We start from the raw sequence: 25,649 nt of genomic DNA on the forward strand, positions 1-25,649 counted from the left end.
ACCATAGTCCCCGCGGCGACCTCGGTCCGAACCCCTAGCTGGTCGTGACGAGTTCGACGACCTCCCGGTGGTCGAGTCGGGTGTCGCCGCCGAGCTGGCGCTTCGTCCGGCAGTTCAGACCGTGGAGCAGGCCGTCGCCGATGTCGGAGTGCAGGTGGTACGCGAAGTCGGCGGTGGTCGCACCCTCGGGGAGCAGGAAGCAGTCCCGCATCACGCGGCCCTGCTCGTCGCCCATCGCCTCCGCCCCGCCGGGGAAGACGGCGATGACGCCGAGCTCGTCGAACAGTGCGGACTCGATGGCCTGCTGGACGCCCGTGCCGCCGTACCCGGTGACGAACTCGCGAATCTGTTCGAGGCCCCCTTCTTGCTCCGCGGAGACGTCGCCGACGATGTCGAAGTCGTCGTCGCCGGCGTCGTAGTCGACGACGTCCTGCTCGGCGGCGTTCTTGAGCGCCTTCTCCGCGTGGGCGCTCGCCGCGACGAACCTGAGGTGGTCGTAGTCGGGGTCGTCGGTTATCTCGGCCCAGTTCGCCTGCGCCTCGGGCGTGTCCATCTTGTTCGCGGCGACGACCATCGGCTTGGTCCGCTTTCGAATCTCGCGGGCGAGCGCCTCCCGGTCGCGCTCGTCCCACGCGTCGGGGTCGAGTTCGAGGTCGAGTGCGAGGATTATCTGCTTTATCTGGTCCTTGTTCGTCCCGAAGGCGGACATCTGGTCGGCGAGTTCGACCTCGATGGAGTGGTCCTCGGTACTCTGGTACCGGTTCTCGTACTTCTCGATGCCCTTCTCCAGGATGCCGACGTACCACTGGTCGAGTTCGTCCTCGAGGAAGTCGATGTCCTCCCGGGGGTCGTGACCCTCCGTGTTCTCCCCCTCGATGTCGGTCGTGCCGGAGAAGTCGACGACGTGGACGAGGACGTCGGCCTCGTTCAGGTCGGTGAGGAACTGGTTCCCGAGGCCGCGACCCTCGTGGGCACCCGGGACGAGGCCGGCCACGTCGACGAGTTTGACGGGGACGTATCGCGTGCCGTCGCGGCAGTAGCCGGTGTCCGGCGTGCAGGTCTCGTCGAACTCCGGGGCGGCGCAGTCGACGCGGACGTACGCCTCGCCGATGGACGGGTCGATGGTCGTGAAGGGGTACGCACCCTCCGGCACGTCGTTCATCGTCGCCGCGTTGAAGAACGTGGACTTGCCCACGGAGGGCTTGCCCACCAGCCCGATCTTGTAACTCATTGGACTATCGAAGCGGACCGGCAGGTATAAGGGTTGAAATCCGCCTTCGCGGTGTTTGAGACTCTCTCGCACCCGCACTCGCACTCGACGGCGCCCCCGACCACGGCATCTATGACCGTCCCGCACCTACCATCGGGTATGAGCGACAGCACCCCCGAACCGAAGCGCGACCTGCCCGAGACGGCCGAGGAGTGGCGCGAGCGACTCGACGACGAGTCCTACCGGGTGCTCCGCGAACAGGGCACCGAGGCCCGCTTCTCCGGCGAGTACGTCGACCACTTCGAGGACGGCACGTACCGCTGCAAGGCCTGCGGGGAGGTCCTGTTCGACGCCGACACCAAGTACGACCACGGCTGTGGCTGGCCGTCGTTCTACGCCGCCGAGGAGGACAGCGTCGAGACGCGCGAAGACCACAGCCACGGGATGCACCGCATCGAGGTCGTGTGTGCGAACTGCGAGAGCCACCTCGGCCACGTCTTCGACGACGGGCCAGCACCGACGGGCAAGCGGTTCTGTATCAACTCGGTTGCGCTGGAGTTCGACGAGGCGGAGTGACGCCGGGTCCGCTGGCGTTCTCGCCGTCGTCGTCGCGTCTCGCCGTCACGGCGGCCCGGCCGGTCGCTGCAGGCTCACGCCGAGCGAACGTGTAGCGTGATGCCGTCGGCGTCGGCGACGTCGAACCCCGAGTCGGCGGACTCCGGTTCGAACCCGGCCGCCGCGAGGCGACGCTCGGCCGCCTCGACCGCGTCGTCGCCGGGCACGAGCAGTTCGAACCACGCGAGGCCGCGCCCGGTCGCGGGGGCGGTCAGCCCCTGCCACGTGTTCAACCCGACGTGGTGGTGGTAGTCGTCGGCCGCCACGAACAGCGCCGACGACCCCATCCGTTGCCTGACGCGCAGGCCCAGGGCGTCGACGTAGAACGACTCGGCGCGAACGAGCGACGAGACCTCGAGGTGGACGTGTCCGATGGTCGTCCCGGCCGGGACGCTCGACGTGCCCCGGGCGGCGTCGGCGACGGCGTCCACGTCGAGGGGGTCGACGGTCATCGCGACGTACCCGTCGTCGGTCGTGGGCCACTCCGACCGCGGGCGGTCGCGGTACACCTCGATGCCGTTGCCCTCCGGGTCGGTCAGGTACAGCGCCTCGCTCACGCGGTGGTCCGACGCACCGTCGAGTCGCCAGCGCCTCCGGATCCGTTCGACGGCGTCGCCGAGTGCGGCACGCGAGGGCACCAGGAACGCGGTGTGGTACAGTCCCGTCTCGGCGGGGCCGCGCTCGGGTGCGTCGGGGTCCTCGTGGAGTTCGAGCAGGGTCCGGTCGGGCGTCCCGAGCGTCGCCACCCCCTCGTCGGACGAACGCACGACGAGGCCGACCACGTCACGGTAGAAGTCCGTCGTCGGGCGGAGGTCGCCCACGCGCAGGGCGACGCGGCCGGGACGCGTCCCGTCGGGCAGTGAGGCGGCTGTCATCAGAGAGAGGAGGTGCCGACGGACCAAAAGCCCTCGTTCGTCGGCACCTGCTCGCCGGTGTCTGGCGCCCCGGTCGCACGGGGACGGCCCGGCGGTCAGGCGTCGGTGTCGGCGTCGGTGTCGGTGTCGGCGTCGGCTTCGTCGCTGTCGGTGTCGGCCTCGCCCACCACGACCGACGAGATACGCGTCCCGTCCACCGCCTCGACCGTGAGGCGGTAGCCGTCGATGCGCACCTCGTCGCCAGCCTCCGGGGCCCGGCCCAGTCGGGCGAGTACCAGGCCGCCGACGGTCTCGAAGTCCGCGCTCGCGAACTCCGTGCCCAGCACGTCGTTCAACCGCGAGATGGGGACGCTCCCGTCGACGTCGTACGTACCGTCGGGGCGCTCGTCGATGGAGGGTTCGCGCTCGTCGACGTCGAACTCGTCGCGGATGTCGCCGACGATGGCCTCGACGACGTCCTCGACGGTGGCGATGCCCTCGAACGCGCCCCACTCGTCGATGACGACGGCCATCTGGGTCTGTTCGCTCTGGAACTCGAGCAACACGTCGTTGATGCGGGTCGATTCGGGGACGACGGCCACGTCCCGGGCGAGGTCCCCCGCCGTGACCGTCGCCGCCTCGTCCGTGCTCGCCTCGCTCGCCGCCATGACGTCCTTCACGTCGACGAACCCGACCACCCGGTCCGGTTCCTCGGCGTCGACGACGGGGTAGCGCGTGTGCTTCTCGTCGAGCACCACCTGCCGGACGTCGTCCAGCGACCAGTCCGCCTCGACGACGACGACGTCCGGTCGCGGGACCATCACCTCCCTGACCGCCGTCTCGTCGAGGTCGAAGACGCGCTCTATCATCTCGACCTTCGCCATGTCGACGTGTCCCTGCCTGCCGGACCTGGCGAGCACGTGGCGGATCTCCTCCTCTTCGAGGGTCTCGTCGCTCTCCGAGGCGGGCGAGACGCCGAGGAGTCCGGTGAAGAAGTTGGCCGTCCCGTTGAACACGACGATGCCGGGGACGAACAGGTAGTAGAAGAGCTTCATCGGCGGCGCGACGATAAGCGAGAGGCGCTCGGCCTCGGCGATGGCGATGGTCTTCGGCGCGAGTTCGCCGAAGACGACGTGCAGGAAGGTGATGACGCTGAACCCGACGGCGAACGCGACGAGGTGGATGGCGCTCGCGGGGAGGACCGGTTCGAGCACCGGTTCCAGCAACGCCGCAATCGCTGGTTCGCCGATCCAGCCGAGACCCAGCGAGGCGATGGTGATGCCGAGTTGCGTCGTCGCGAGGTAGTCGTCGAGGTTCTCCATGACCTCCTGGAGCAGGGGTGCGCCCGCCCGTTCCTCCTCGACCAGTCGCTGGACGGACGTCGCCCGGATGCGCACGAACGCGAACTCGGCGGCGACGAAGAAGCCGTTCAGGAACACGAGAAAGAGCGCGGCGAGGACCCGCACGACCGAGAGGACGACGTCTACCATCGACGCCCCCGTCGGTGGGTCGTCAGGGATACGACCCTGCTACGTTGGACGGGTCTCGACGGTCGGTGGACGGCGCGGCGGTGCGGGGCGTCCCGCTGGGAAACGCGAGTCATGGTTCCCGCCAGGAAACCGACCCACAAAACGGTACTGTTAGTGGTCCGAGAGACCGGATGGTCGTCGTCGACGGACGGTCCGGGCGACTGCACCTCCCGGCGACCGCCTCACTGGCGGGAGTCGTACTCGTGGTAGATGACGTGACCGCAGGCCTTGCAGTGCGACGCGTCGGCGTCGTGGTACGAGAGGCCGCACTCCGGGCAGGTGACGTTGACCTTCCCCCGGTCGGTCCACTCGCGGACTATCTTGCTCGCCTGCCACGGAATGAGGATGATGGCGCCGAGGATGGCCCCGACCGTGATCCACCTGCCGGCGGCCGTGAGCGGGACGATGTCTCCGAACCCGACGGTCGACAGCGCCACCACGACGTAGTAGAAGGCGTCCCCGAAGTTGGCGACGCCGTCGTTGACGGCGTTCTCGGCGCTGTAGAACGCGCCAGCGGAGACGAAGAAGATGACGAGCACCGTCAGTAGCAACTTCAGCGAGCGCAGGGCGTTGTCCGTGATGGTCCCGAAGAAGAACTCCGCGTCGCGCGTGAACCGGTAGAACCGGAGGACGCGGACGACCCTGACGGCACGGAGGAACGCGATGCTCTCGACGGCGGCCCGCGACGGCGACAGGAACACGACGAGCGTCGGCAGGATGGCGATCAGGTCGACCATCGTGTACACGTTGAAGAACTCCTCGACCCGGTTCTCGGCCCCGTACAGTCGCAGGACGTACTCCACGACGAACACGGCTGCGATGGCCACCTCGAGCGTCCAGAGGGTGTCGAGGAGGTCCTGGGAGAGGGGATAGGTCTCGGCGACGAAGAGGGCGACGAACACCAGGTTCAGCCCCAGCAACGCGATGTCGATGGCCTTCCCGACCACGGTTCGATGGTCCAGCAGGTAGAAGCGCACGACCTCCCGGGCGGTGCTGTCCGGGGGTGGTGAGTCGGTCGGCATTTGACAGTTCCATCCGCGAGCGAGGCTTGTAGCTTCTCGGGTTCTCGATGCGTTCCGGGGTTCCCGTCGCTGCCCGGGCGAACGGCGACGAACTGCCGTCCGGGACGACGTAGAGCCCGAAGGTGGAGTTGCTGGCCCCACCGACCGGACGGGGTGGCGACACGTTCTTGATTCGCCGGCGACACTGTTCGGCATGATAGTCCACCTCTGGGTGCTGGCGGTCGTCGCGCGCTATCTCAAGTACGTCCCCATCCTCGGCTGGCGGTTCTCCGAGACCATCGTCCAGACGCTCGAGGGTCGGATGGAGCGGGACGTCGACGTCGAGGACGTGTCCGTCGACCTCGTGGACGGGGCGCCCCCGACCGGGGTCCGTATCGAGGTGACGGTCGCCAACGAACTGCCCGTCGACCTCACGGTGACCGGGCTGAACGTCCGAATCGGGTACGCCGAGTCCGGCAAGACGGCCGTGAACCTGCTCTGGTCGGAGGCCGACCACGGCTCACCGCCGGCGAACGTCTCCAGGTCGCTCGTAGAGAGCGGGGATGCAGAGACGATGTCGGTGGAACGCTACCTCACGGGCGAGCGAGCCAGCGATGCGGTCCACGTCGACGGCACCCTCGTCACCGAGGCGTGGCTGGACGTCCCGTCGGCCAAGCGGATTCCCCTGGGGTCGCTGCAACAGGACATCCCAGCGACGACGGTCGAGATACCGTCGTGACCCCGACCGGTCCCATCGGAGTCGGCCACCGACGCCAGGATTCCGCTGGACCTAGAGATTATTGACACGAGCTATCCTATTGGTCGTATGACGGATCTGCACTCGACCGAGTCTCCGCTGGAGGCGGCCGCTGGCGCCGCCGGGCCACGTGCGACCGAGGCGTTCGCCCTCCTCGGGAACGAGACGCGCCTGGCCATCCTGCTGGCGCTCTGGGAGGAACACGAACCGGGGATGGGCGAGGAGACCGTGGTCCCGTTCTCCGAGTTGTACGACCGGATCGACTACGACAACGCCGGGAACTTCAGCTACCACCTGGAGAAGTTGGAGGGCCAGTTCGTTCGCAAGCGGGGCGAACGGGGCTACGAACTCCGGAAGACCGGCCTGAAACTCGTCCAGGCGGTCGTCGCGGGAGCGGGCGTACAGGACGTGCGACTCGAACGGACCGACGTCGACATGGAGTGCTGGTTCTGTGGGGCCCCGACGGCCGTGTTCTACCCGGAGGGTGGACTCTACCAGGTCTGTACCGGGTGCGAGGGACTGACGACCGAAGACGAACTTCCCGACGTTCTCGTCCGGACTGATGTCCCCGAGGTAGGCGAGCGACGGGGGGCCGACCGCTCCACCGCCGAGGCCGGCGATGGCGACCCCGACTGTGATACCAGCGAGGGTCGGAACGGACGCCACCAGGACGAACCCGACACCGACGACGACCAGCGCCGGGAGTACCACCCCGATCCGGTTCTCGACCGTGTCGGAGTACCGGCCGACCGTGACGTTGCTCGCGGAGGCACAGACGACGCTGACCGCGAGGACGACCCCACTGACGGCTGTCTCTGAGAAGCCACCGAGCGTGATTCCGTGCTCGGCGGCGTACAGCACCACCGTCGACAGGAAGACGCCGGTGAGGAATCGACCGGCGGCGGTGACGGTACCGACGACGGGCACCCGGTGGTCCGTTCGGACGATTCCCGGGATCGCCCCGAGTCCCAGCGGCTGTTCGACGGCGGGGGTCAGGTCCGGAAGGAGGGCGACGGCGAGCAGCGTCGAGAGGACGCCGAGGGCGCCAGCGAGCAGGACGGCGTCGCTGATTCCCCGTGCGTCCGCGACGACGCCACCGACGACGAGCCCGACCGGGAGCCCGAACCCGAACGCACCCGTCACGTACCCGAGCCAGCGACCGCGGTTCGCGGACGTCGTGACGTGGGTTATCGTGGCGAACCCACCGACCGTCGCAAGTGCCGTACCGACGCCCCAGGCAGCGCGTGACAGGAGGAAGACGGCCGATGCCGACAGTGGTATCGACCCGGGGTTCATCCCGAGGGCGTACCCGAACGGGACCAGAGCCAGCACGGAGAACCCGGCGAGCATCGGCTTTCGGCTGCCGACCCGGTCGAACAGGCTCCCTGCCGGCGCGTTGACCAGGAGCCGCTTCACCCCGTTCGTAGCGAGGATGAGTCCGACGACCACCGGGGAGATACCGAGGACCGTCCCCAGTTGCGGGAGCGTCGGATACGCGACGCCACCGGCCACTCCTGCGAAGAACACGCCCACGGTGAGGCTGACCGCGACGTATCGAAGGCTGGGTTCCGCACGGTGAGCCGGCAACTGCATCGGAACAGTGTTCTCGATTGACAGGTAACTCGCTTGTGCCCGTCCCCGTCAGCCGGCGGGACCCTCCTCGCGTACGTCCGGGTCGACGACGGGCGACCGGGACGGCTCCACGACCTGGCGACCGCGACGGACGACGTCGCCGTTCGCGTCGTCGACGAGCACGACGGCGGGGGCTTACTCGAGTTCGGCCTGGACGGCGGGTCGATGCTCGTCGGGATGGTCGAACGAGGGACGGTGGTCACGGCAGCGCGGGCCGAGTCCGGGACGTGCCGGGTCGTCGCCGAAGCGTCACCGGACGCCGAGGTGCGGTCGCTCGTCGAACGCGTCAGACAGGAGGTCCCCGACGCGACGCTGGTCGCGAAGCGCGAACTCGACCGTCCCGTCGAGAACGTCGACGCGTACCCCGGTGGGGTCCTCTCCGACCTCACCGACCGACAGCGCCAGGCGCTCGGGGCGGCGTACCACGCGGGATACTTCGACTGGCCGCGCGAGAGCACCGCCCAGGAGGTCGCCCAGTCGATGAACGTTTCGGAGCCGACCTACTACCACCACCTGCGCGCCGCCCAGAACAAACTGCTGGCGGCGTACGTGGACCCCCCGGTAGATAGATAGAGGGTCGGGGCGACCACCGGTGTCCCCGTCTCACCGCGTCCTCGGTGACCGGACGGCCGTCTGACGGCGAGAACGGTTCGTCGGCCGTGGGCCGTGTTTCGACGGATTCCCCACCGTCGCTGGTAGCCGACCACGTCCGTCGGGAGTGAGGACCTGGCAGCCATCAGCCGCTCGCGGACCGAACCGACGTCCTCTACGCCCAGAACGGCGGGCGGTATCGTGGACTCCCGGTGACGTACAAGGTCTATGCTATTTGGGGGTCAAAGTGGTATACTGCTGTATGCTTCCGGACGAGTCTCCTTCGAACGGGAGTTCTCAGCTCTCTACGAGGCTACTGGCGAGCGTACGATACTGGGCCCCGGCGATCGCCGTGAGCCTGACGACGTTCCTCCTCATCGTCAATGCGTCCCTGATGAACGTGGCGATTCCCACGATGGTGGACGAGTTCGATACCTCGGTCACCGTGATACAGGGGGCGGTCGCGCTCTACTCGCTGGTGATCGCTGCGCTGGTTCTCCCTGCCGGTACGCTGCCGTCTCGGCATAGCAGCAGGCGTGTGATGGCGGTCGCACTTGTCGTCTACGCCGGTGGGACGCTGGTGGCGGCGATCAGCTGGAATACGACGGTCCTCTACGTCGGCTGGTCACTCATCGAGGGTTCCGCAGCCGCCGTGTTGTTTCCCCTGACGTTCACGGTATTGGCGATCAGTTACGAGGACGACGACCGGGCGAAGGCGTTCGGACTGCTGGCCGGTGTGCACGGGCTCGGATCGACTCTCGGACCGATCATCGGTGGAGCACTGACCACGTTCGCGAGTTGGCGGTGGGGATTTTCGCTCCAGCTCGTCGGTGTGGGGGTCATTCTCTTCTTCGTTCGGTACGTGAGTCCGGACCCACCGTCAGGAACACGCAGTTCGCTGGATAGAGGTGGGACAGTCCTGTCCATCGTCGGTGCGACGTCGCTCGTCACCGGATTCCTTCTCAGTGGGAAGTACGGGTGGCTACTCGTGCGGCGACCGTTCTTCGTCGGCGACGTGCAGTTCAACCCGTTCGGCACGTCGCCGACGATCTGGTTCCTCGGGGTCGGACTGCTCGCGTTCGCCGCGTTCGTTCAGTACGAACGCCGAATGGAACGTGCTGGGAAGTCGCCGCTCGTTCCGCTGCACGTGTTGACGAACCGCTCCTTTTTGTCCGGGATTGTCACGTACAACGTCCGCTCGATAATCTCGGCTGGCTTCATGTTCATCTTCCCGGTCTATCTCCAGGCCGTACTCGGCTACACCGCCTTCGAAACTGGGCTAGCGTTGTTACCGTATTCTATCGCGTCGATCCTCTTTGCGACGTTCTCGACCGGCTGGCGCAAGTACGTCTCGCCGAAGACGCTCGTCCAGGTCGGTATCGTCTGTATGGGCTTCGGACTGGTGCTGTTGTACGAGCAGACAGGCCCCGGTCAGACGATCAGCAGGATGCTCGTCCCAGTGGCGCTGTATGGATCCGGCGTCGGACTCATAGTGGCACAGATCGGTAACATGACGATGTCGGCTGTCCCTACTGCGGACTCCCCCGAGGCATCCGGGGTCCTGAACGTGAGCAGTTCGATAGGATTTTCCATGGGGACGGCGGTCGTCGGCTCGTTCTTTCTCGGACGGTTCTATGGTAGTGTCGTCGATGGCGTCCTCCGGGCAGAAGACGTGACCGTTTCGGTCGAGCAGCGAAACGATCTGGTGATAGCGCTCGAAGATGCAACAGAGACGGCGACCGAAGCCACGCAGCAACAGTTCCTGGACCAGCTCACTCCTGTACAACGACGATTGCTCGAGGACGTCTTCGAGGCTGCGATGTTCGACGCTCAACAGGCGGGGCTGCTCCTCCTCGTACTGCTCGTGCTGTTCCTGCTCGTCGTATCGACGTTCTTGCCAAGCCAGATACCGGAGGCCGACGAACGAACCGACCACCCCGAATCGTCCCAGGACAGTCGGTGATCGTTCGGCCTCGGCACCCACGGCTCACGGTCTATACATAGTGAACGTGTTTACAGCTTCTATACAGTCCGCTCGTCCTGTCACTGTTCACCATCGGTCATCCCCCGTCCTGGTGCCGACTTCGGGGCCGTCGGCCTCGATGCTACCCATGTCGGGCGTGGCCTGTTCACCACGGGCAGATTGGACCTTGCCCAGCGCGACGGCGCAGATGTAGATCCCCACGGCGACGAGGACGATGACCCCGCCGGCCGTGACGCCGCCGTAGTAGGCGGCGGCGATGCCCAGCAACACCGCGAGTTCCGCGAGGACGACCGAGACGACGAGCGATTCGCCGAAGCTACGTGATACCTGGGTCGCGCCCGCGACTGGAACCACGAGCATCGCCGCGACGAGGATGACACCCATGATCTGCATCGCGCCGACCACGACCATCGCCGTCAGCATCACCATCACTCGGTTGTACCAGTTGACGGAGATGCCGGAGACAGCGGCCGCGGTCTCGTCGAATGTCACGTACAGGAGCTGGTTGCGCGTCACGGCCACCGTCCCGACGATGACGGCGAACAGCACCAGGAGGATAGCTGCGCTCTGGGGTGACACCGTGGAGAGGTTGCCGAAGAGGAACTGATTGACGCCGACGGCGAGCCCACCCGCGTTGAGACTGATGAGCGTCGTTCCCAGCGCGAACCCCGTCGACAGGACGATCGCCATCGAGACGTCGTTGTACGCGTCCGTGACCTCGGAGATCAGTTCGATGAACAGCGCGGCGATCATCGCCACGACGACGGCGGTAAGATAGGGCGACACCCCCAGATCGATGACGGCGTTGAGGAACAGCCCGACGGCGACCCCGGCGAACCCGGTGTGAGCCAGCGCGTCTCCGATGAGCGCGAGCTGTCGATGGACGAGGAACGTCCCGATGAGCGGCGCCATCACGCCGACGCAGAGCCCGACGAGTATCGCCCGGTGCATGAACCGGTAGCGCGGGTTCAGCATCTCCAGCCCCGTGACGTAGTACACCCAGTCCATCAGCCAGTACCACTGCTCCAGGAACCAGAGGAGGATTCCGAAGACGAGGTCGCCGATTGCACCCAGCCCACTCTGTAGTGGGAGCATCACCGATGGATCCACCGTGCCGAGGCCACTCGCCACGAGCGTGGCCGCCACGCTCGCGCTCATCCGTCCACCCCCGTGAGAAACCGGGCCTCGGTTCCGAACGCCCGGGCCAGCGCGTCGCTTTCGACGAACTCGTCGGTCGGACCGTCGAAGTAGACTTCGCGGTTCAGACAGACGACGCGGTCGGCGTGCTCGACAACCGCTCCGAGGTCGTGTTCGATAAGAATGACGGTGATGCCCTCGGCGTTGAGCGCCGCCAGCAGATCGTAGAAGGCGTCGACCGATTCAGCGTCGACGCCTACGGTCGGCTCGTCCAGCACGAGCAGGTCGGCCTCGCTCGCCAGTGCCCGCGCGATGAACGCGCGTTGGCGTTGACCACCCGAGAGCTGCGTGACACGCCGATCGGCGAACGCACCCATCCCAACCGTCTTGAGTGCCTCGTAGACGATGGCCCAGTCCTCGGTCGACAGCCGGCCAAATCCGACGTGCGGGAATCGCCCCATCTTCACCACCTCACGGACGGTGATGGGCATCTCTTTCGCAGCCCTGACCTGTTGGGCGACGTAGCCGATCCGCTCTCCGTCGTCGAAGCGGTCGGCACGTTCGCCGAATAGTCGAGCTGTGCCCGTATCAGGTTCGAGCAGACCCAACATCAGCTGCATCAGGGTCGATTTTCCCGAGCCGTTCGGCCCTACCATGGCGACGTATTCACCTGGATCGATAGCCAGCGAGATGTCTTCGACCACGGGCGTCGCTGTGTAGCCGAAAGTGACGCCCGTGAGGTCGATGACTGGACCGCCGACCGTGGCGTCCGGGTCAGTCTCGGTGGTCGCTCGCTCGTCCGTGGCGGCCGCAGTCGCGGGGTCGGTGTCGTGCGTGTTCATATCGGCTCAAAGTTCCGCCACTGTTCAACCCAGTCGTCCCACGGCGCCGCGTCATCGGGCGTTTCGTTGCCGAGGACGATGTCGAACGTGGGCATGTTGATGTTGTAGGCGATCTCCTCGTAGCCCCAGTTCTCCTCGACCCACTCCTCGCGGACGCCGGCGTACGGCGTCACGGGGAAGTACGCCTCCACGTCCGTCTCGCGGACGAGCTGCTGGGCGGGGCGCTGGGACTCGAAGACGCCGTTGGCGATGTACTCGATGTCGTTCTCGCGGATGACCGCTTCCGCTTCGCGGATGTCCGCGGGTTTGACGTCACCGCTCGCCGCCAGGTTCGTCACCAGTGGTCGCATTCGAACGCCGTAGCGCACCCCGATGTACTGGAAAGCGTTGTGGGCGGCCAGCTGGACGATGTCGCGTTCGGTTCGGTCGAAGATGGCCTCGTAATCCGCGTCGATGCGGTCGAGCACCTCGGACTTGTACGTCTCGGCGTTCTCGCGGAAGACGTAGGCGTGCTCGGGGAAGATCTCGGCGAAACCGTCGGCGATGTTGTCGACTGACTGCTTCGCACGCCGGGGGTCCAGCCAGAAGTGGGGGTCCTTTCCCCGCTGAGCGCCGACGCCCTCCTCGTCGCGGTCGAGGGTTGCGGCGAGGTCCACCAGGTCGACGTCCTTGCGGGCGTTGACGAGCGCCGTATCGACGTCGTCGCCTTCGATTGTTTGAATCGCACGGTCGGCCCAGGGTTGGAAGTCCTCACCGACGTGAACGAACGCGTCCGCCTCGATGATGCGCTGGGTGATACTGGCGTTGGGCTCCCAACCGTGGCCGTGCAGTCCCGTCGGGACGAGGTTCTCCACTGTCAGCGGGGTACCGTCGGCGATCTGCCGGCCGAAGTCGAAGAAGCTGAAGAACGAGGCCACGGCGACCGGCCCGTCACTTCCGTCGCCACCGCCATTCTCGGCCCGTCCTGGTGCGCTCGGTAGTGCCGTGCACCCCGCCAGACCCACGAGCGCCGCGGCACCGCCGGCGCGTAGCGCTTCCCGTCGCGTCACCGCTCGTTCGCCGTGTCCCTCGCGTGTCATGGGACACCACCAAAAAGATTGATTAGACCCATCTAATCTATTGTTTCTTGGTTCTGTACTTGTAGGTTGTGATTCCGAAGACTGTCGTGACTGGGCCGTGCGACCGCCAGGGGGATAGACGCCTTCTAATCCAGCGCGGCCAGACGCCGCTCCACATCCAGTGACGAGGATAGGTCTACAGGGAAATGTCGATTCCAATCCTCTCGACCGTGGTCTGGCTACCTCGTTCGACCCGACGGCGGGTAGACAGCACAGTGACTGTGACCGACCGGATCTCACCGGGGCCTCTGTCTACCGTGGCCACAACCGGATACCCTCGGAGACGTCGTCTACCGTCACAAGTGGCGGCCTCGGCACTCATAGGGCTCGTCACGACCGGGAGCCACCCCGGTTCGGAGCGGGTGCATCGTCATCGGCCGGCCGGGCGTACGGGGTCCCAGTCCAAGAGGGTTCGCACTCGCGGTCGCCGGACGCCCGAACCTCTCAGGCGGCCGTACTACGCGGTTAAGCCCACGTGGCGTGTACTCTACTGCCGCACTGAACGGGACAGGCGGAGACACATCATGAGGGACAGGCGGAGACACATCATGAGCGACTCGACCGGGGGAGACGGCGGGCGTGACCGACGACAGAACGACGAGGGTGCGCGACGGCGGCCGATCAGCGTCCTGCTGGTCGACGACAGTCCGGACCTCGCGGACTCGGTCGCGGCGGTACTGCAACGCGACAACGACGACCTGACGGTCGCGACGACGACCGACCCCATCGACGCGTTCTCGGTGCTCGGCGAGGGGACCGTCGACTGCGTGGTCAGCGATTACCGGATGCAACCGATAGACGGGATGGAGTTCCTCGACGTGGTCCGCGAGTCCTACCCCGGGATGCCGTTCGTCATGTTGACCAACAAGGGCAGCGACGTCGTCGAGGCCGACGCACTCGCCGCCGGGGCGGCGGCGTATCTCGAGAAGGAGGCCGACCCGGCGCAGTACGGCCGACTGGCGGAGACGATACGGGCCGCGATCCGGCCCGGGTCGGGCGACGCGTAGCCGGGTCGCCGTGTCGCGACGTCGTCAGGCGTGCCTGACGATGAACACGTCGTAGCCGGCGCTCTCGGCGACGGGTGAGCCGACGCTGGTGAGCGGACTGGAGACGCGTCCCGCGTTCTCGCTCCCGACGAAGACGATGCTCGCGTCGACCTCGGCGGCGACCTCGCGGATTCGGCGCGCGATGTCGGTGGTCTCCGTCGCGACGGGGTCGACGTTCTCGATGAGTTCGCACCGGTACTCGGCGTCGGGCGCGAGGTCGTCGACGCGCTGGCGGAGCTTTCGTTCGATGACGCCGACGTCGAAGGTGTCCCCGGGGTCCAGCCAGCCCCGGTCGCGGGCGTACTCGGGGGCGTCCGGGACGAGCGTGAGGACGACGATGTCGGCGTCCCGGAACGCCGCGAACTCGCGAGCGCGCTCCAGTGCCGCCGTCGAGAGCTCCGAACCGTCGAACGGGACGAGCAGGGTCATCGGTGGGGGTTCCACCGCCGACGGGAATATTCTTTTGCCCGGGACCGGACGCCGGCCGTTCTCCCGTCGTGGGAATCGTCGCTGGCGTTGACCCTTCGCCGGCGCGTACCGTTATCCATGGCAGAAGCGTCCGACACCGTGGGAAGCGAGTCGGTACGGGTGTGGATGGTCGAGCGAACCTACTCGGCAGATTCGCCGAACATCCTCGTCATCGTGTACGCGACGCCCGATGGGAGCAGGTACCTCCAGAAGGAGTGGGCGTTCAACCGGTTCGGGACGGGCCGGGTCCCGGAGGTGACCGCCGCGAAGACCGTCCCGGTCGACGACCTCGTCCCCGTCGAGGACGCCGAGACGCGGACCCGTTACGCGAGCGAGGCGGAGCGGATGGCAGAACGCCACGACCCGGGAGACGCAGTCTGAGGCGGGTTACGCCGTGGTCCGGTTCAGAGTCCTGTCGGCACGTCGAAGAACGTGGTTTCGAGCGGTTCCTCCCAGCCGTCGACCCAGGACTGGAGGTTGCGCACGCCGAACGTCTCCGTGGCGTAGTGGCCCGCGAGGACCACTGTGAGCCCCGACTCCTGGGCCTCGTGGTACGTCTTCTGTTTGGCCTCGCCCATCACGACGGCGTCGACGTCGCTCGACGCGGCCTCGTCGACGTAGTCGGAGCCGTCCCCGGTGGCGATGGCGACGTCCTCCAGTTCGGCCGGGCCGAAGTCGAGCACCTGGACCGACTGGCCGCCGGTCGAGAGGGCGGATTCGAGCGTCTGGCGGAGTTCGTCGGCCGTCGTCGGTTCGGTGAGACGACCACGCTGGCCGGCGTGCTCCGGGCCGACGCGACCGAACGGGGCGCGGTCCGTCAGGTCGAGCAGGTCGGCAACCCCGGCCGCGTTGCCGAGGTCCTGGTGGCCGTCGAGTGGGAGGTGGGAGGCGTAGAGCGCCACGTCGTTCTCTACGAGGGGTGCGACGCGACCGTACTGCCGTCCCGTGATGCGGTCGATACCGCCCCAGGAGATGCCGTGGTGGACGACCATCGCGTCGGCGTTCCAGTCGGCGGCTAGCTCGAACGTCTCCGCGACGCCGTCGGTACAGAAGGCGACGCGCTCGACGTCGGCCGCCGCCGGACCGACCTGCAGGCCGTTCTCGCTGGCGTCGAGGTCGGCCCAGTCGTCGGTCCGCAGTTCCTCGTCGAGTCGGTCGCAGAAGGCCCTCAGTTGCATAGGCGACTACACGGGTGCCCGTGGCTTGTACGCGGCGGTTCATCGACGACCCGGGGACGCGTGGCGTGGGTCGATGCGTCGGGTGACGCGCCTGGGGTTCCGTTCGCGGCGACTCAGCGCGAGTCCGCGTCTGCGAAGACGAACTCCCGCAGGAGCTTCCCACCCAGCGCCGCGGCCTGGCCGTCGTCGCGGTCGTTGACCTCGACCACGTCGAAGCCGACGACCTGCCCGGTGTCGCCGACGGCCCGCACCACGTCGCGCAGTTCCCGCGGTTCGAGGCCGAACGGCTCCATCGTCCCGGTGCCGGGTGCGAAGGCGGGGTCGGCGCCGTCGATGTCGACCGAGCAGTAGACGTCGCCGTCCCCGAGGTCGGGGTCCCAGTCGCCCACCTCCTCGGGCGGGACGACGGTCACGTCGGCCTCGCCGGCGCGGTCCCACTCGTCCGCAGAGCCGGTCCGTGCGCCGAGAACCACGGCCTCGTCGACCACGTCGAGGACGTGTCTGGTGACCGTCGCGTGGCTCAACTCGTTCCCGTCGTACGCCGACCGGAGGTCGAGGTGTGCGTCCAGGCAGACGAACACGTCGGGGTCGGTCGCCCTGACGTTCGCCAGCGTGACGGTGTGCTCGCCGCCGAGGACGAGCGGGACGGCGTCGTCTATGACCACGTCGGTGCAGACGCCCCGGAGGTAGTCGAGGTACTCCTCGGCGTCGTCCCAGGCCCGGACGTCGCCGTGGTCGGCGACGCCGAGGTCGGTGAAGTGCCGGCCCGTCCGGTGGTCGTAGTCGTCGAACGTTTCGGAGAAACGCCGGATGCGGTCCGGTCCGAACCGCGTTCCCGGCTGGAAGGTCGTCGAGACGTCGAGTGGAGCCCCGACGACCACGTAGTCCGCGTCGGCGCGGTCGGCGAGGGCCCCGGGGAACATCAGACGATCTTGCGCTGTTCGTCGAGTTCGAGGTACTCTATCTCGTCGTCGGGGGAGAGGTCGAGGTCCTCGGGGATAGACATCGTGATGGTCTCGTACGTCTCCAGGTCCATGACCTGTGCGACGGTGTCGGACTCGACGGAGACGACCTGGCCCTGCTTTCGCTCGATGATGGGGACCCAGCACTTGGCGTCGACCGGCTGGGACATCGAGCGCTTCTTGCCGTCGAAGACGCCGACGGCCTCGACGCGTGCCTTCGCGCTGCCGTGCTTGCCCGGCTTGGCCGTGGAGTAGTGGTTGATCTTGCAGGCGACGTCGTCGATCATCACGTAGCTTCCCTCCTGGAGATCACGGACCTCCTTCTGCTCTTTAGCCATGTGCCGGCGTTCTGCCCGCGTGGGTATAAACCGTTTGGAACGGCGCGAACGGCGTCGATTCCCCCGACAGGGCGCGAACTGGCCCGGTGACGAATGTCCCCTCTGCTCCGCCCGGCTCACGCCGACCGGACGACACGCGAGACGCGCTCCAGGCCGTCCTCGAGTTCGGCCGTCGGGAGTCCGAAGCCGAGTCGCCAGTAGTCGTCGAAGCCGAACAGGTCGCCCGGTGCGAGGACGACGCTCTCGTCCTCGACGACCCTGATGCAGAACTCGCGGCCGTCGGCGAATCCGTCGGGGACCGTGACGAACCCGTTGACGCCGACCGGGTCGTACCAGTCGAGACCGTGGTCCGCGACGAACTCGCGGACGATGGCGCGGTTCGTCGCCGCCAGGTCCCGGTTCTCGCGAAGGATGTCGGCCTCCTGTTCGCCCAGGGCCTGCCGTGCGACGTGCTGGCCGAAGATAGACGGCGAGATGGTGGTGTAGTCCTTCCACCGGACGGCGTCCCGGACGACCTCCTCGGGACCGGCGACCCAGCCGAACCGGAGGCCGGCCAGCCCGTAGGCCTTCGTCAGACTGGTCGTCGAGATGCCGTGCTCGCCCATGCTCGCCACGGGCGGCAGCGGTTCGTCGGCCAGGAGCCGGTACACCTCGTCGCAGAGCAGGTAGGCGTCGTTGGCGGCGGCGAGGTCGTACAGTTCGCGGACGACGGCCTCGTCGTGGTACCGGCCGGTCGGGTTGTTCGGGTTGTTCAGCACGACGACCCTCGTCTCATCGCGCATCGCGTCGGCGACGGCGTCCACGTCGAGCGACCACTCGGGCGGCCGAAGGTCGACCGTCGTCACGTCGGCGAGTGACTCCGGGACGGCCTGGAGCGCCTGGTACGTCGGCGTGACGACGACGGCGTGGTCGCCCTCGTCGAGTAGCGAGAGGAACACGAGCAGGTTGGCCTCCTGTGTCCCGCAGGTGAAACACACCTCCTCGGGTCCGCGCCCGTAGCGCTCCCCCACCTCGGCGCGGAACTCGGGGTCGCCGTCCGTCGGGATGACGTAGTTCAACGCACCGGGGTCGGTGTCGAAGCGAGACGAGTCGAGCGGCCGGATGCCCGACTCGGCGAGCATGACGTCGGCTCCGTGTTCGTACTGGCCGAACCAGCGTTCGAGTCCGAACTCTGCGATGTCCATGACTCAGCGTCGGTCGCACCGAGCAAAAACCTCGCGACGTCGACGTCCTCACTCCCGACCGCGGCGTTCGCGGAGGTTCTGCCGGGTGAACTGCGGCTGGGCGCTGATGCCCTTCCGCCCACGGAACGACCGCCACAGCATGATACCACCGAGGACGCCGACGGCAGCCGAGACGCCGGCGGCGTACAGCGACGCGCCCTGGTAGAGGTACGCCGTCGCGAGGATGCTGAACGAGAAGACCAGTCCGTAGACGATTCGCTTCGCGAGTCTGTCGATGACCGCCGCCGAGTCCTGCAACTCGACCTGGACGGTCAGGTTGCCACGCTGTGCCCGGTCGAGCGTCCGTTCCAGTTTCGGCGGGACCCGGACTGCCGACTGGGCGGCCTCCCAGGTCTGTTCGCCCGCCTGGTCGAGGAACTGCCTGATGGACTCCTCGCGGTAGCCCTTCTCGGTGAGGTACTCGGTCGCGGTGCTGATGAAGTCGAAGTCGCTGTCGAGGGTCACACAGACGCCCTCGACGACGGTGGCGACGCGCAGGATGAGTGCGAGGTTGGCGGGCAGGCGGAAGGGGAACTCGTAGATGGAGTTCTCGATCTGGTTGACGATCTGGTTGACGCGGTACTGCTCGATGTCGTCCCCGCGCGCGTCGGCGATGGCGAGTTCCATCACCTCGCCCATCACGTCGCGGTCGGCCGTCGGCGAGAGCGTCCCGATGGCGATGAGCGAGTCGAGGATGCCGTCGATGTCCTGGTTGGCGACGGCGACGTAGAACTCGATGATCTTGCCCTGGACGAACTCGTCGACGCGACCGGACATCCCGAAGTCGTAGAAGACGATGGTCCCGTCGTCGGTCACCGCGAGGTTCCCCGGGTGCGGGTCGGCGTGGAAGACGCCGTCCTCGAGTATCATCTGCAGGTACGCGCGCTGGAGCGTCTCCGCCACCTCGCTCCGGTCGATGCCCTTCGCGTCGAGCGTGTCGACGTCGTTTATCTTCGTTCCGCCGACGTACTGCATCGTGAGCACGCGAGCACCGGAGTACTCCGTGAGGACCGACGGGATGCGGATGCGCGGGTCGTCCGAGAAGTTCTGGCGTATCTCGCGGAGCATCCGGGCCTCGCGCTTGTAGTCCATCTCCTCGCGGATGGTCTTGGCGAACTCGTCGGCGAGGTTCTCCAGCGAGAACGCCCGTGCCTCGCCAACGAACCTGAGCAGCAACGGGAGCGACCACCTGATGACCCGGAGGTCGGCCTCGACGAGCGACTCGATGTTGGGCCGGCGGATCTTCACCGCGACCTCGTCCCCGTCGACGGACCCCCGGTACACCTGGCCGAGACTCGCACCGCTGATGGCCTCGGTGTCGAACTCGTCGAACACGTCCTCGACGGGACCGAGTTCGTCCTCGATGACGGTCTGGGCCTCCGACCACGGCGCTGGCGGGACTTCGTCCTGGAGCGTCGAGAGCACGTCGACGTACTGCGGGGGGAGGATGTCAGGTCTGGTCGAGAGCAACTGACCGAGTTTGATGAACGTGGGGCCGAGCGTCAGGAGCGACTCGAGCAGGCGGTCCGCACGACGGGCGCGCGTCTCGGCGTCGACGCGTCGACGTCCACCGAACAGCAGGTAGCGACGGCGGTCGCGGGCGTACGCGAGCATCAGCGGAAGGAACTGTCTCGCGACGACGAAGAACCGCCAGTACGCACGGAGGTTGACCAGCGTCACCACCCCGGCTTACTGGTCGTCCGTTATCTCGATCCGCGTCTCGTCCGACGCCCGTCGTTTGGGCAGTCTGAGTTCGAGGACGCCGCGTTCGATGGACCCCTCGGCACCGTCGGGGATGGCGTCCGGTGGCAGGGGGAGTTCGGCGTCGAGGAACATCGACCGGTCCTCGCGTTCGTACCTGAATTCGCCCGGTACGTCCTTCTCGCGACGTGCTTCGAGTCGGACGCGGCCGTCGCTGACGACGACGTCGAGCGTTTCGGCGTTGACGCCCGGGAGGTCGACGACCAGCAGGTAGGCATCGTCCGACTCCAGGAAGTCGGCGAACACGGCGTCGGGGAGGTCCCGTAACGCGTCACGCAGCGCTGACATGCTCGCCACTTGGGTGCCGGGGGCGAAAAAGGCCGCGGATACGGAAGCGGGTCACAGGCGGACCCACCGGTGCAACGTCCCGGGCGGACCGCCCGGGGTACCGCCACGACCTTCGAGCGTCCCCCGCCGGGTCAGAAACCCAGCGTCGCGACGACGGCGAGACAGGCGAGTCCGAGGAGCAGCGGGACCGCGGCCTTGCGTCGGAGGCGGCCGACGACGCCGCGTTCCGTCGTGTCCGAGACGAGAAAGAGCGGTCCCCACAGGCGGTCGACGACGGAACCCAGCGGCCCCGCGTCTTCTCGAACCGGTGCGCCGACGGTGCCGTCGACGTCGGACCGGGGCTGTCGGTTCGGACGGGCGTGGCCGTAGACGTACACGTGCTCCCCGTCGTCCAGGCGCTTCTCGACGTACCGACGGTCGTTGCCCGTCGCGACGCTGAACAGTTTCAGGTCGAGTTCGGTGTCCTCGTCGTCGACCCGGGCGTTGGCGTCGATGAACTCCTGGACGCTCGTCGGCGGCGCGTCGCCGCCGTCGACCTCGACGGTCCGGGACTCGCCGAGCGAGAGGGTCGCCCCCTCGGGGTCGACCAGCACCCGTCCCGTGTCGTCCTCCAGCACGAAGGGGACCGTCCACGTCCCCCGGTCGACGGTCGCCCAGTGACTGTGCTTGCCGCTCTGCTTGTACTCCTCGACCGTCCACTGGCAGGCGAGACAGGGCGTGTCGGTGAACGGCGACCGGACCACCTCGTCGTGGGGCCGTGCGGTTCCCTCGACCTCGAACCGGCCGCCGTCGCGGACCCGGTACGCGGACTTCGGGTCGTCCTGCGAGATGCGCCGTATCTTCGTCACCACGACCGCACCGTAGCCCAGGAGGGCCACGCCCGCGAGGAGGAACAGGGAGACGAACGGATTCATGGTCGATGGTCTGGCTCGAACCGGAAATCCGTTCTGTTCGACGCGGACCCGTGACACGGTGGCGTCCCGTACGGGCGCCCCGCACGTTTTTGCGTCCGCCCGTGGTCGCTATCCACATGGACGAACGTAGACGGGAGTCCGGGTTCAGGGCACGGACCCGGGTCGACGACGCTCGCGAGCGCCTCCGGGAGCGGGTGCGGACCGTCGACCGGACCGAGACGGTGGCCGTACGGGACGCGGACGGACGGACGCTGGCAGAAGCGGTGTCGGGGGCGCGGTCCGTCCCCGTCTCGACGCGGGCCGAGGTCGACGGGTTCGCCGTCGACGCGAGGGAGACGTTCGGTGCCGGCGACCGCGCACCGGCGACGTTCGAGGCGGCCGGAACCGACGCCGGGGACGGCATCGACGGACACGAGGCGGCCCGCGTCGATGCCGGCGAGCAACTGCCAGACGGGGCCGACGCCGTCGTCCCCGTCGCCGGGGCGAGACTCGTCGGTGGGACCGTCGAGGTGTACGACCCGGTCGCGGTCGGCGAGGGGGTGCTCCCGCCCGGCAGTGACGTCGAGTCCGGGAGGCACCTCTACGACGCCGGCCATCGCCTGCGACCGTCGGACCTCGGACTGCTGACCGCCGCTGGCGTCGAGACCGTGACCGTTCGCGACCGCCCCAGCGTCGCCGTGCTCCCCGTGGGGGACGACCTGGTCGACGGCGACCCGGGCCCGGCCGAGACCGTCGAGACGGACTCGCTCACCGTCGCCCGACTGGTCGAGCGCTGGGGCGGCGACGCCGACCGGTACGACCCCGTCGGCGACGACGAGGCGACGCTCCGGTCGGCGCTGGGCGAGGCCTGTGCGGACGCGGACCTCGTGGCGACGACCGGCGGGTCGGGACTGGGGGAGCGCGACCGGGTGCCGGAGGCACTGGACGCCGTCGGGTCCGTCGACGTTCACGGCGTGGCGGCGGTCCCGGGGCGGTCGGTCGCACTCGGCGGCGTCGACGGGACGCCGGTGGTCGTCCTGCCCGGGGCGCCCGCCGCCTGCGTCGTCGGGGCCGTCCAGTTCCTCCGGCACGCGGTCAAGTGGGCCGCCGGCCAGTCGGTCGACGAACCGCCGACGGGACCGGCGATGCTCGACCGGAAGATCGCCTCCGAACCGGGCGTCCGTACCTACGCCCGGGTCCGGTTCGATTCGCGGGAGGGGCAACGGGTCGCCGTCCCCGTCCGGACCGACGGCGCGTCGCTCCTCTCCTCGGTCGCGCTGTCCGACGGGTGGATAGAGATACGGGAGGGCATCGAGGGCCTGCCGGAGGGCGACCTCGTCGCGGTCCAGGACTGGGAGTGGTCGGCATGAGAAAGGAGTTCCGCGACCTCGCCTCGCCCGAGGACGCCCACGACGCCATCGCCAGCCTCGACCTCGCTCCGGACTCCGAGACCGTCCCGCTGGCGGAGGCACGGGGTCGAGTACTCGCCGAGCGCGTCGACGCAGAGCGCGACGTCCCGGGGTTCGACCGGTCGAAACTCGACGGGTACGCCCTGCGCGCGAAGGACACCTTTGGCGCGACGGAGGGCGACCCGGCCGTCCTCGACCTCGCCGGCCGGGTCGACGCCGGCACGGAACCGACCGTCACCGTCGGGGTCGGCGAGTGTGTCGAGATATCGACGGGAGCGGTCATGCCCGAGGGCGCGGACGCGATGGTGATGGTCGAGGAGACGGACCCGGTCGACGCCGCCGGCGAGACGCGCCCGGCGGACGACCACACGCACGTGGCCGTCAGGACCGCCGTCACGCCCGGAGAGAACGTCGCGTTCGCCGGAACCGACGTCGCGGCCGGAGAGCGCGCGCTCGGACCGGGCACCCGCATCACGTCCCGGGAGGTCGGCCTGCTCTCGGCGCTCGGCGTCGACGAGGTGCCGGTCCGGGGTCGCCCCACGGTCGGCATCGTCTCGACCGGCGACGAACTCGTCCGCCCCGGCGACACCCTCCACCCCGAGCGCGGACAGATATACGACGTGAACAGCTACAGCGTCGCCGCAGGCGTCGAGGACGCCGGTGGCGTCCCGCGACTCTACCCCCACACCGGCGACGACTACGAGGCGATGGAGCGCGTGCTCCTGGAGGCCGCCGACGAGTGCGACCTGGTGCTCTCGTCGGGGAGCACCAGCGCGAGCGCCGTCGACGTGGTCTACCGCGTGGTCGAGGACCGCGGCGAGTTGCTCGTCCACGGCGTGGCCGTCAAGCCCGGCAAGCCGATGCTCGTCGGGGAACTCGACGACAGCGCGTACGTCGGCCTGCCGGGCTACCCCGTGTCGGCGCTGACCATCTTCCGGACGTTCGTCGCGCCGGCCATCCGCCGGGCCGCCGGGATGGACGAACCGGCCACCGCGACGGTCACCGGCGAACTCGCCGAGCGCGAGCGTCACGCCGAGGGGCGCCACCGGTTCGTCCCGGTCGGCCTCGTCGAGGACGGCCACGGGCGGACCCTGGTCTACACCGTAGACAGGGGGTCGGGGGCGACGACCAGTCTCGCCCAGGCCGACGGGGTCGTCGAGATGCCCGCGGACGTGACCTACCTCGCCGCGGGCGAGACCGTCACCGTCCAGCTGTTCTCGCCTGACGTCCGTCCGCCGGCCGTCTTCGGCGTCGGCGAGGACGACCCGCTGCTGTCGGCGGCGCTCGACCGGGTCCCGACCGCCCGGTACCTCGGCGTCGGTACCCGGCCGGGACTCCGACGACTCGGGGCGGACGTGCCGGACGTCGCGCTCGCCTCGGGACCGGTCGACGTGACGGTCGACGCCGGGGACGCGCCGGTCCTGACCTCGTGGCAGCGCGAGTGGGGACTGGTCGTCCCCGCCGGCAACCCCGACGAGGTGTCGGGGCTGGCCGACCTCGTCGACCGGGACCTCCGGTTCGTCAACCGGACGACCGCCTCCGGCCTCCGGACGACGCTCTCGAACGCGCTCGCCGAACTGGCCGGCGAACGCGGCGTCGAACGGCGCGAGGTCGTCGAGGCGATCGACGGCTTCGAGGCGGGGCGACGCGCCCACGAGAGTCCCGCCCGGGTCGTCCGGGCCGGCGACGCCGACGTGGGACTCGGCCTCCGACAGACGGCGGACAGCCTCGGGATGGACTTCGTCCACTGCGGCGAGGAGGCGGTCCGACTGCTCGGCAATCCCGACCGGACCGAGAAGGCCGGCGTCCGGCGACTCGTCGCTGCGCTCGACCCTGAAGAGGGGCTGGCGGCGGCGTTCTCGGGGTACGAGCAGTAGCGACGACCAGTTGACCGGAACACAGCAACTTTCCGACGGGTCTCCGAAGCCGAACCGATGAGCGACGCACCGCCACGGTCACAGGTCGACGACCGGTACAGGTGGGACCCCGAACCTGTACTCGTCGAGGTGGGAATCGAGGAGTACGGGCGCTACGTCGACGAACTGGAGGACGGACTGGACGCCTGAGAACTCAGTACCGGTCGTCGGCCCACAGTTCGGCGAACGACTCGACGCGGTAGTCGCCCATCACGCAGTGCCCCCGCCGGTCGTGGCCGTGGCGCTCGACGTGGATGGCGTCGAGGCCGGCGTTCCACGCCGCGCCAACGTCGCCACTCCCGTCCCCGGCCAGGACGCCGCGTCCGTCGACGGTCGCGCCGCCGTCGGTGGCGACGGCCGGCCCCGCCAGTCCCATGTCCCGCAGTGCGTGGTAGACCGGAGTCGGGTCGGGCTTCCACCCGGTCTCGTCGGTACAGCAGACGACGGTGTCGAACCAGTCGCGGATGCCCACGTTGTCGATGACGGGGTCCGCGAGGAACCGCTGGCAGTGCGTGACCAGGCCGACCGGCACGTCGAGGTCGCCGACGAACTCTGCGTCCGGGTGGAGGAAGGTCTCCTCGGCGCGCTTCTGGGGGTCCTCGACGGCGTGGAACGCCGGCCAGAAGTCGGCGGGGTCGATGCCCCACGCCCGTAACTGGTCGTCGCGCTTGCCGGTGAGGCCGTGCCAGAGGACGTGGGCCTCCTGGTCGCCGAACTCCCGCCCGAGGCGGTCGCCGACGCGGTCGAACACCTCGCGCGTGTACGACCACTCGACGTCGATGAGGGTCCCGTCGAGGTCGAGGAGCCAGTAGTCGTAGTCGGACGGCATCGGGCTAGCGAGTTGGGCGGGTCCGGACAAGTGTGTTGCGGGTGTGTGGTACCGGCGACTCCCCCGCG

Annotated in this window: 25 protein-coding genes and 2 pseudogenes; 10 read left to right on the forward strand and 17 right to left on the reverse strand. The window is 68.2% G+C overall.

Annotation, left to right across the window (positions count from 1 at the left end):
- Positions 1–34: 34 nt before the first annotated feature.
- Positions 35–1,231: a redox-regulated ATPase YchF gene (locus tag ACSC1W_RS07220; RefSeq protein ID WP_435346259.1), complete on the reverse strand. Its 1,197-nt coding sequence runs from the start codon at positions 1,229–1,231 to the stop codon at positions 35–37.
- A 138-nt stretch (positions 1,232–1,369) separates the two neighbouring features.
- Here ACSC1W_RS07220 and msrB point away from each other — a divergent pair, with 138 nt between their 5' ends.
- Positions 1,370–1,786 (forward strand): peptide-methionine (R)-S-oxide reductase MsrB, encoded by a 417-nt coding sequence (gene msrB, locus ACSC1W_RS07225; protein WP_435346260.1) that lies wholly within the window; start codon positions 1,370–1,372, stop codon positions 1,784–1,786.
- Positions 1,787–1,860: 74 nt separating this feature from the next.
- Here msrB and ACSC1W_RS07230 read toward each other — a convergent pair whose 3' ends face one another.
- The 3 genes from ACSC1W_RS07230 to ACSC1W_RS07240 all read right to left on the reverse strand — a co-directional run bounded on the left by ACSC1W_RS07230 (position 1,861) and on the right by ACSC1W_RS07240 (position 5,230).
- Positions 1,861–2,700: a VOC family protein gene (locus ACSC1W_RS07230; RefSeq protein ID WP_435346261.1), complete on the reverse strand. Its 840-nt coding sequence runs from the start codon at positions 2,698–2,700 to the stop codon at positions 1,861–1,863.
- 95 nt (positions 2,701–2,795) lie between these two features.
- Positions 2,796–4,169, reverse strand: coding sequence for a hemolysin family protein (locus ACSC1W_RS07235; RefSeq protein WP_435346262.1), 1,374 nt, complete (start codon positions 4,167–4,169; stop codon positions 2,796–2,798).
- Between the two features lie 221 nt (positions 4,170–4,390).
- Positions 4,391–5,230 (reverse strand): ion transporter, encoded by an 840-nt coding sequence (locus ACSC1W_RS07240; RefSeq protein WP_435346263.1) that lies wholly within the window; start codon positions 5,228–5,230, stop codon positions 4,391–4,393.
- Between the two features lie 193 nt (positions 5,231–5,423).
- Between ACSC1W_RS07240 and ACSC1W_RS07245 the strand changes: the two genes are divergently transcribed.
- On the forward strand, positions 5,424–5,948 hold the full coding sequence (locus ACSC1W_RS07245) for a hypothetical protein (RefSeq protein WP_435346264.1): 525 nt from the start codon (positions 5,424–5,426) through the stop codon (positions 5,946–5,948).
- Positions 5,949–6,035: 87 nt separating this feature from the next.
- A pseudogene (locus ACSC1W_RS07250) lies at positions 6,036–6,290 on the forward strand (winged helix-turn-helix domain-containing protein); the annotation flags it as partial.
- Between the two features lie 225 nt (positions 6,291–6,515).
- Here the strand turns inward: ACSC1W_RS07250 and ACSC1W_RS07255 are convergent.
- Positions 6,516–7,559 (reverse strand): annotated as a pseudogene (locus ACSC1W_RS07255) (MFS transporter); the annotation flags it as partial.
- Between the two features lie 33 nt (positions 7,560–7,592).
- Here ACSC1W_RS07255 and ACSC1W_RS07260 point away from each other — a divergent pair.
- A complete protein-coding gene (locus ACSC1W_RS07260) occupies positions 7,593–8,171 on the forward strand; it encodes a bacterio-opsin activator domain-containing protein (RefSeq protein ID WP_435346265.1) in 579 nt (192 codons plus the stop codon).
- Between the two features lie 280 nt (positions 8,172–8,451).
- Positions 8,452–10,152 carry an MFS transporter gene (locus ACSC1W_RS07265; RefSeq protein WP_435346266.1) on the forward strand — a complete coding sequence of 567 codons (1,701 nt, stop codon included), beginning with the start codon at positions 8,452–8,454 and terminating at the stop codon, positions 10,150–10,152.
- Positions 10,153–10,239: 87 nt separating this feature from the next.
- Here ACSC1W_RS07265 and ACSC1W_RS07270 read toward each other — a convergent pair whose 3' ends face one another.
- Genes ACSC1W_RS07270 through ACSC1W_RS07280 form a run of 3 tightly spaced genes read right to left on the reverse strand, consistent with a single transcriptional unit; the run spans position 10,240 to position 13,201 of the window.
- Positions 10,240–11,331 (reverse strand): metal ABC transporter permease, encoded by a 1,092-nt coding sequence (locus ACSC1W_RS07270; protein ID WP_435346267.1) that lies wholly within the window; start codon positions 11,329–11,331, stop codon positions 10,240–10,242.
- On the reverse strand, positions 11,328–12,152 hold the full coding sequence (locus tag ACSC1W_RS07275; RefSeq protein ID WP_435346268.1) for a metal ABC transporter ATP-binding protein: 825 nt from the start codon (positions 12,150–12,152) through the stop codon (positions 11,328–11,330). Before ACSC1W_RS07275 ends, ACSC1W_RS07270 begins: the two co-directional genes overlap by 4 nt.
- Complete coding sequence (locus tag ACSC1W_RS07280) at positions 12,149–13,201, reverse strand: metal ABC transporter substrate-binding protein (protein ID WP_435347670.1); 1,053 nt, start codon at positions 13,199–13,201, stop codon at positions 12,149–12,151. The genes ACSC1W_RS07275 and ACSC1W_RS07280 overlap by 4 nt, the downstream gene beginning before the upstream one ends.
- A 617-nt stretch (positions 13,202–13,818) precedes the next feature.
- Here ACSC1W_RS07280 and ACSC1W_RS07285 point away from each other — a divergent pair.
- Positions 13,819–14,277 (forward strand): response regulator, encoded by a 459-nt coding sequence (locus ACSC1W_RS07285; protein WP_435346269.1) that lies wholly within the window; start codon positions 13,819–13,821, stop codon positions 14,275–14,277.
- 24 nt (positions 14,278–14,301) lie between these two features.
- Here the strand turns inward: ACSC1W_RS07285 and ACSC1W_RS07290 are convergent, their stop codons facing one another.
- Complete coding sequence (locus ACSC1W_RS07290) at positions 14,302–14,745, reverse strand: universal stress protein (RefSeq protein ID WP_435346270.1); 444 nt, start codon at positions 14,743–14,745, stop codon at positions 14,302–14,304.
- 117 nt (positions 14,746–14,862) lie between these two features.
- On the opposite strand from ACSC1W_RS07290, the gene ACSC1W_RS07295 reads away from it, so the two are divergent.
- Positions 14,863–15,165, forward strand: a complete 303-nt coding sequence (locus ACSC1W_RS07295) for a DUF7967 family protein (protein ID WP_435346271.1) — start codon at positions 14,863–14,865, stop codon at positions 15,163–15,165.
- A 23-nt stretch (positions 15,166–15,188) separates the two neighbouring features.
- Here the strand turns inward: ACSC1W_RS07295 and ACSC1W_RS07300 are convergent, their stop codons facing one another.
- From ACSC1W_RS07300 to ACSC1W_RS07330, 7 genes are all read right to left on the reverse strand, one after another.
- The gene (locus ACSC1W_RS07300) at positions 15,189–15,962 is read right to left on the reverse strand and encodes a Nif3-like dinuclear metal center hexameric protein (protein ID WP_435346272.1); all 774 of its coding nucleotides are present in this window, start codon (positions 15,960–15,962) and stop codon (positions 15,189–15,191) included.
- A 113-nt stretch (positions 15,963–16,075) separates the two neighbouring features.
- Positions 16,076–16,885 (reverse strand): agmatinase, encoded by an 810-nt coding sequence (gene speB / locus ACSC1W_RS07305; RefSeq protein WP_435346273.1) that lies wholly within the window; start codon positions 16,883–16,885, stop codon positions 16,076–16,078.
- The gene (locus ACSC1W_RS07310; RefSeq protein WP_435346274.1) at positions 16,885–17,262 is read right to left on the reverse strand and encodes a translation initiation factor IF-5A; all 378 of its coding nucleotides are present in this window, start codon (positions 17,260–17,262) and stop codon (positions 16,885–16,887) included. Before ACSC1W_RS07310 ends, speB begins: the two co-directional genes overlap by 1 nt.
- 116 nt (positions 17,263–17,378) lie before the next feature.
- A complete protein-coding gene (locus tag ACSC1W_RS07315) occupies positions 17,379–18,446 on the reverse strand; it encodes an aminotransferase class I/II-fold pyridoxal phosphate-dependent enzyme (protein ID WP_435346275.1) in 1,068 nt (355 codons plus the stop codon).
- A gap of 48 nt (positions 18,447–18,494) precedes the next feature.
- Positions 18,495–20,168: an ABC1 kinase family protein gene (locus tag ACSC1W_RS07320; RefSeq protein WP_435346276.1), complete on the reverse strand. Its 1,674-nt coding sequence runs from the start codon at positions 20,166–20,168 to the stop codon at positions 18,495–18,497.
- 6 nt (positions 20,169–20,174) lie between these two features.
- Complete coding sequence (locus tag ACSC1W_RS07325) at positions 20,175–20,534, reverse strand: Hsp20/alpha crystallin family protein (RefSeq protein WP_435346277.1); 360 nt, start codon at positions 20,532–20,534, stop codon at positions 20,175–20,177.
- Between the two features lie 131 nt (positions 20,535–20,665).
- Positions 20,666–21,448: a GIDE domain-containing protein gene (locus tag ACSC1W_RS07330; RefSeq protein ID WP_435346278.1), complete on the reverse strand. Its 783-nt coding sequence runs from the start codon at positions 21,446–21,448 to the stop codon at positions 20,666–20,668.
- A 116-nt stretch (positions 21,449–21,564) separates the two neighbouring features.
- Here ACSC1W_RS07330 and ACSC1W_RS07335 point away from each other — a divergent pair, with 116 nt between their 5' ends.
- From ACSC1W_RS07335 to ACSC1W_RS07345, 3 genes are read left to right on the forward strand one after another with little or no spacing between them, the layout of a single operon-like run.
- Entirely contained in the window at positions 21,565–22,797 is a 1,233-nt protein-coding gene (locus tag ACSC1W_RS07335) for a molybdopterin molybdotransferase MoeA (protein ID WP_435346279.1), read from the forward strand.
- On the forward strand, positions 22,794–24,713 hold the full coding sequence (locus ACSC1W_RS07340) for a molybdopterin biosynthesis protein (protein WP_435346280.1): 1,920 nt from the start codon (positions 22,794–22,796) through the stop codon (positions 24,711–24,713). Before ACSC1W_RS07335 ends, ACSC1W_RS07340 begins: the two co-directional genes overlap by 4 nt.
- A 57-nt stretch (positions 24,714–24,770) precedes the next feature.
- The gene (locus ACSC1W_RS07345; RefSeq protein WP_435346281.1) at positions 24,771–24,902 is read left to right on the forward strand and encodes a hypothetical protein; all 132 of its coding nucleotides are present in this window, start codon (positions 24,771–24,773) and stop codon (positions 24,900–24,902) included.
- Between the two features lie 4 nt (positions 24,903–24,906).
- On the opposite strand, the gene ACSC1W_RS07350 is transcribed toward ACSC1W_RS07345, so the two are convergent.
- On the reverse strand, positions 24,907–25,581 hold the full coding sequence (locus ACSC1W_RS07350; protein WP_435346282.1) for an HAD family hydrolase: 675 nt from the start codon (positions 25,579–25,581) through the stop codon (positions 24,907–24,909).
- Positions 25,582–25,649 lie beyond the last annotated feature (68 nt).

Origin of the sequence: Haloarchaeobius marinus (genome assembly GCF_051207415.1) — an archaeon.
In the GTDB taxonomy this organism is placed as follows: Archaea; Halobacteriota; Halobacteria; order Halobacteriales; family Natrialbaceae; genus Haloarchaeobius.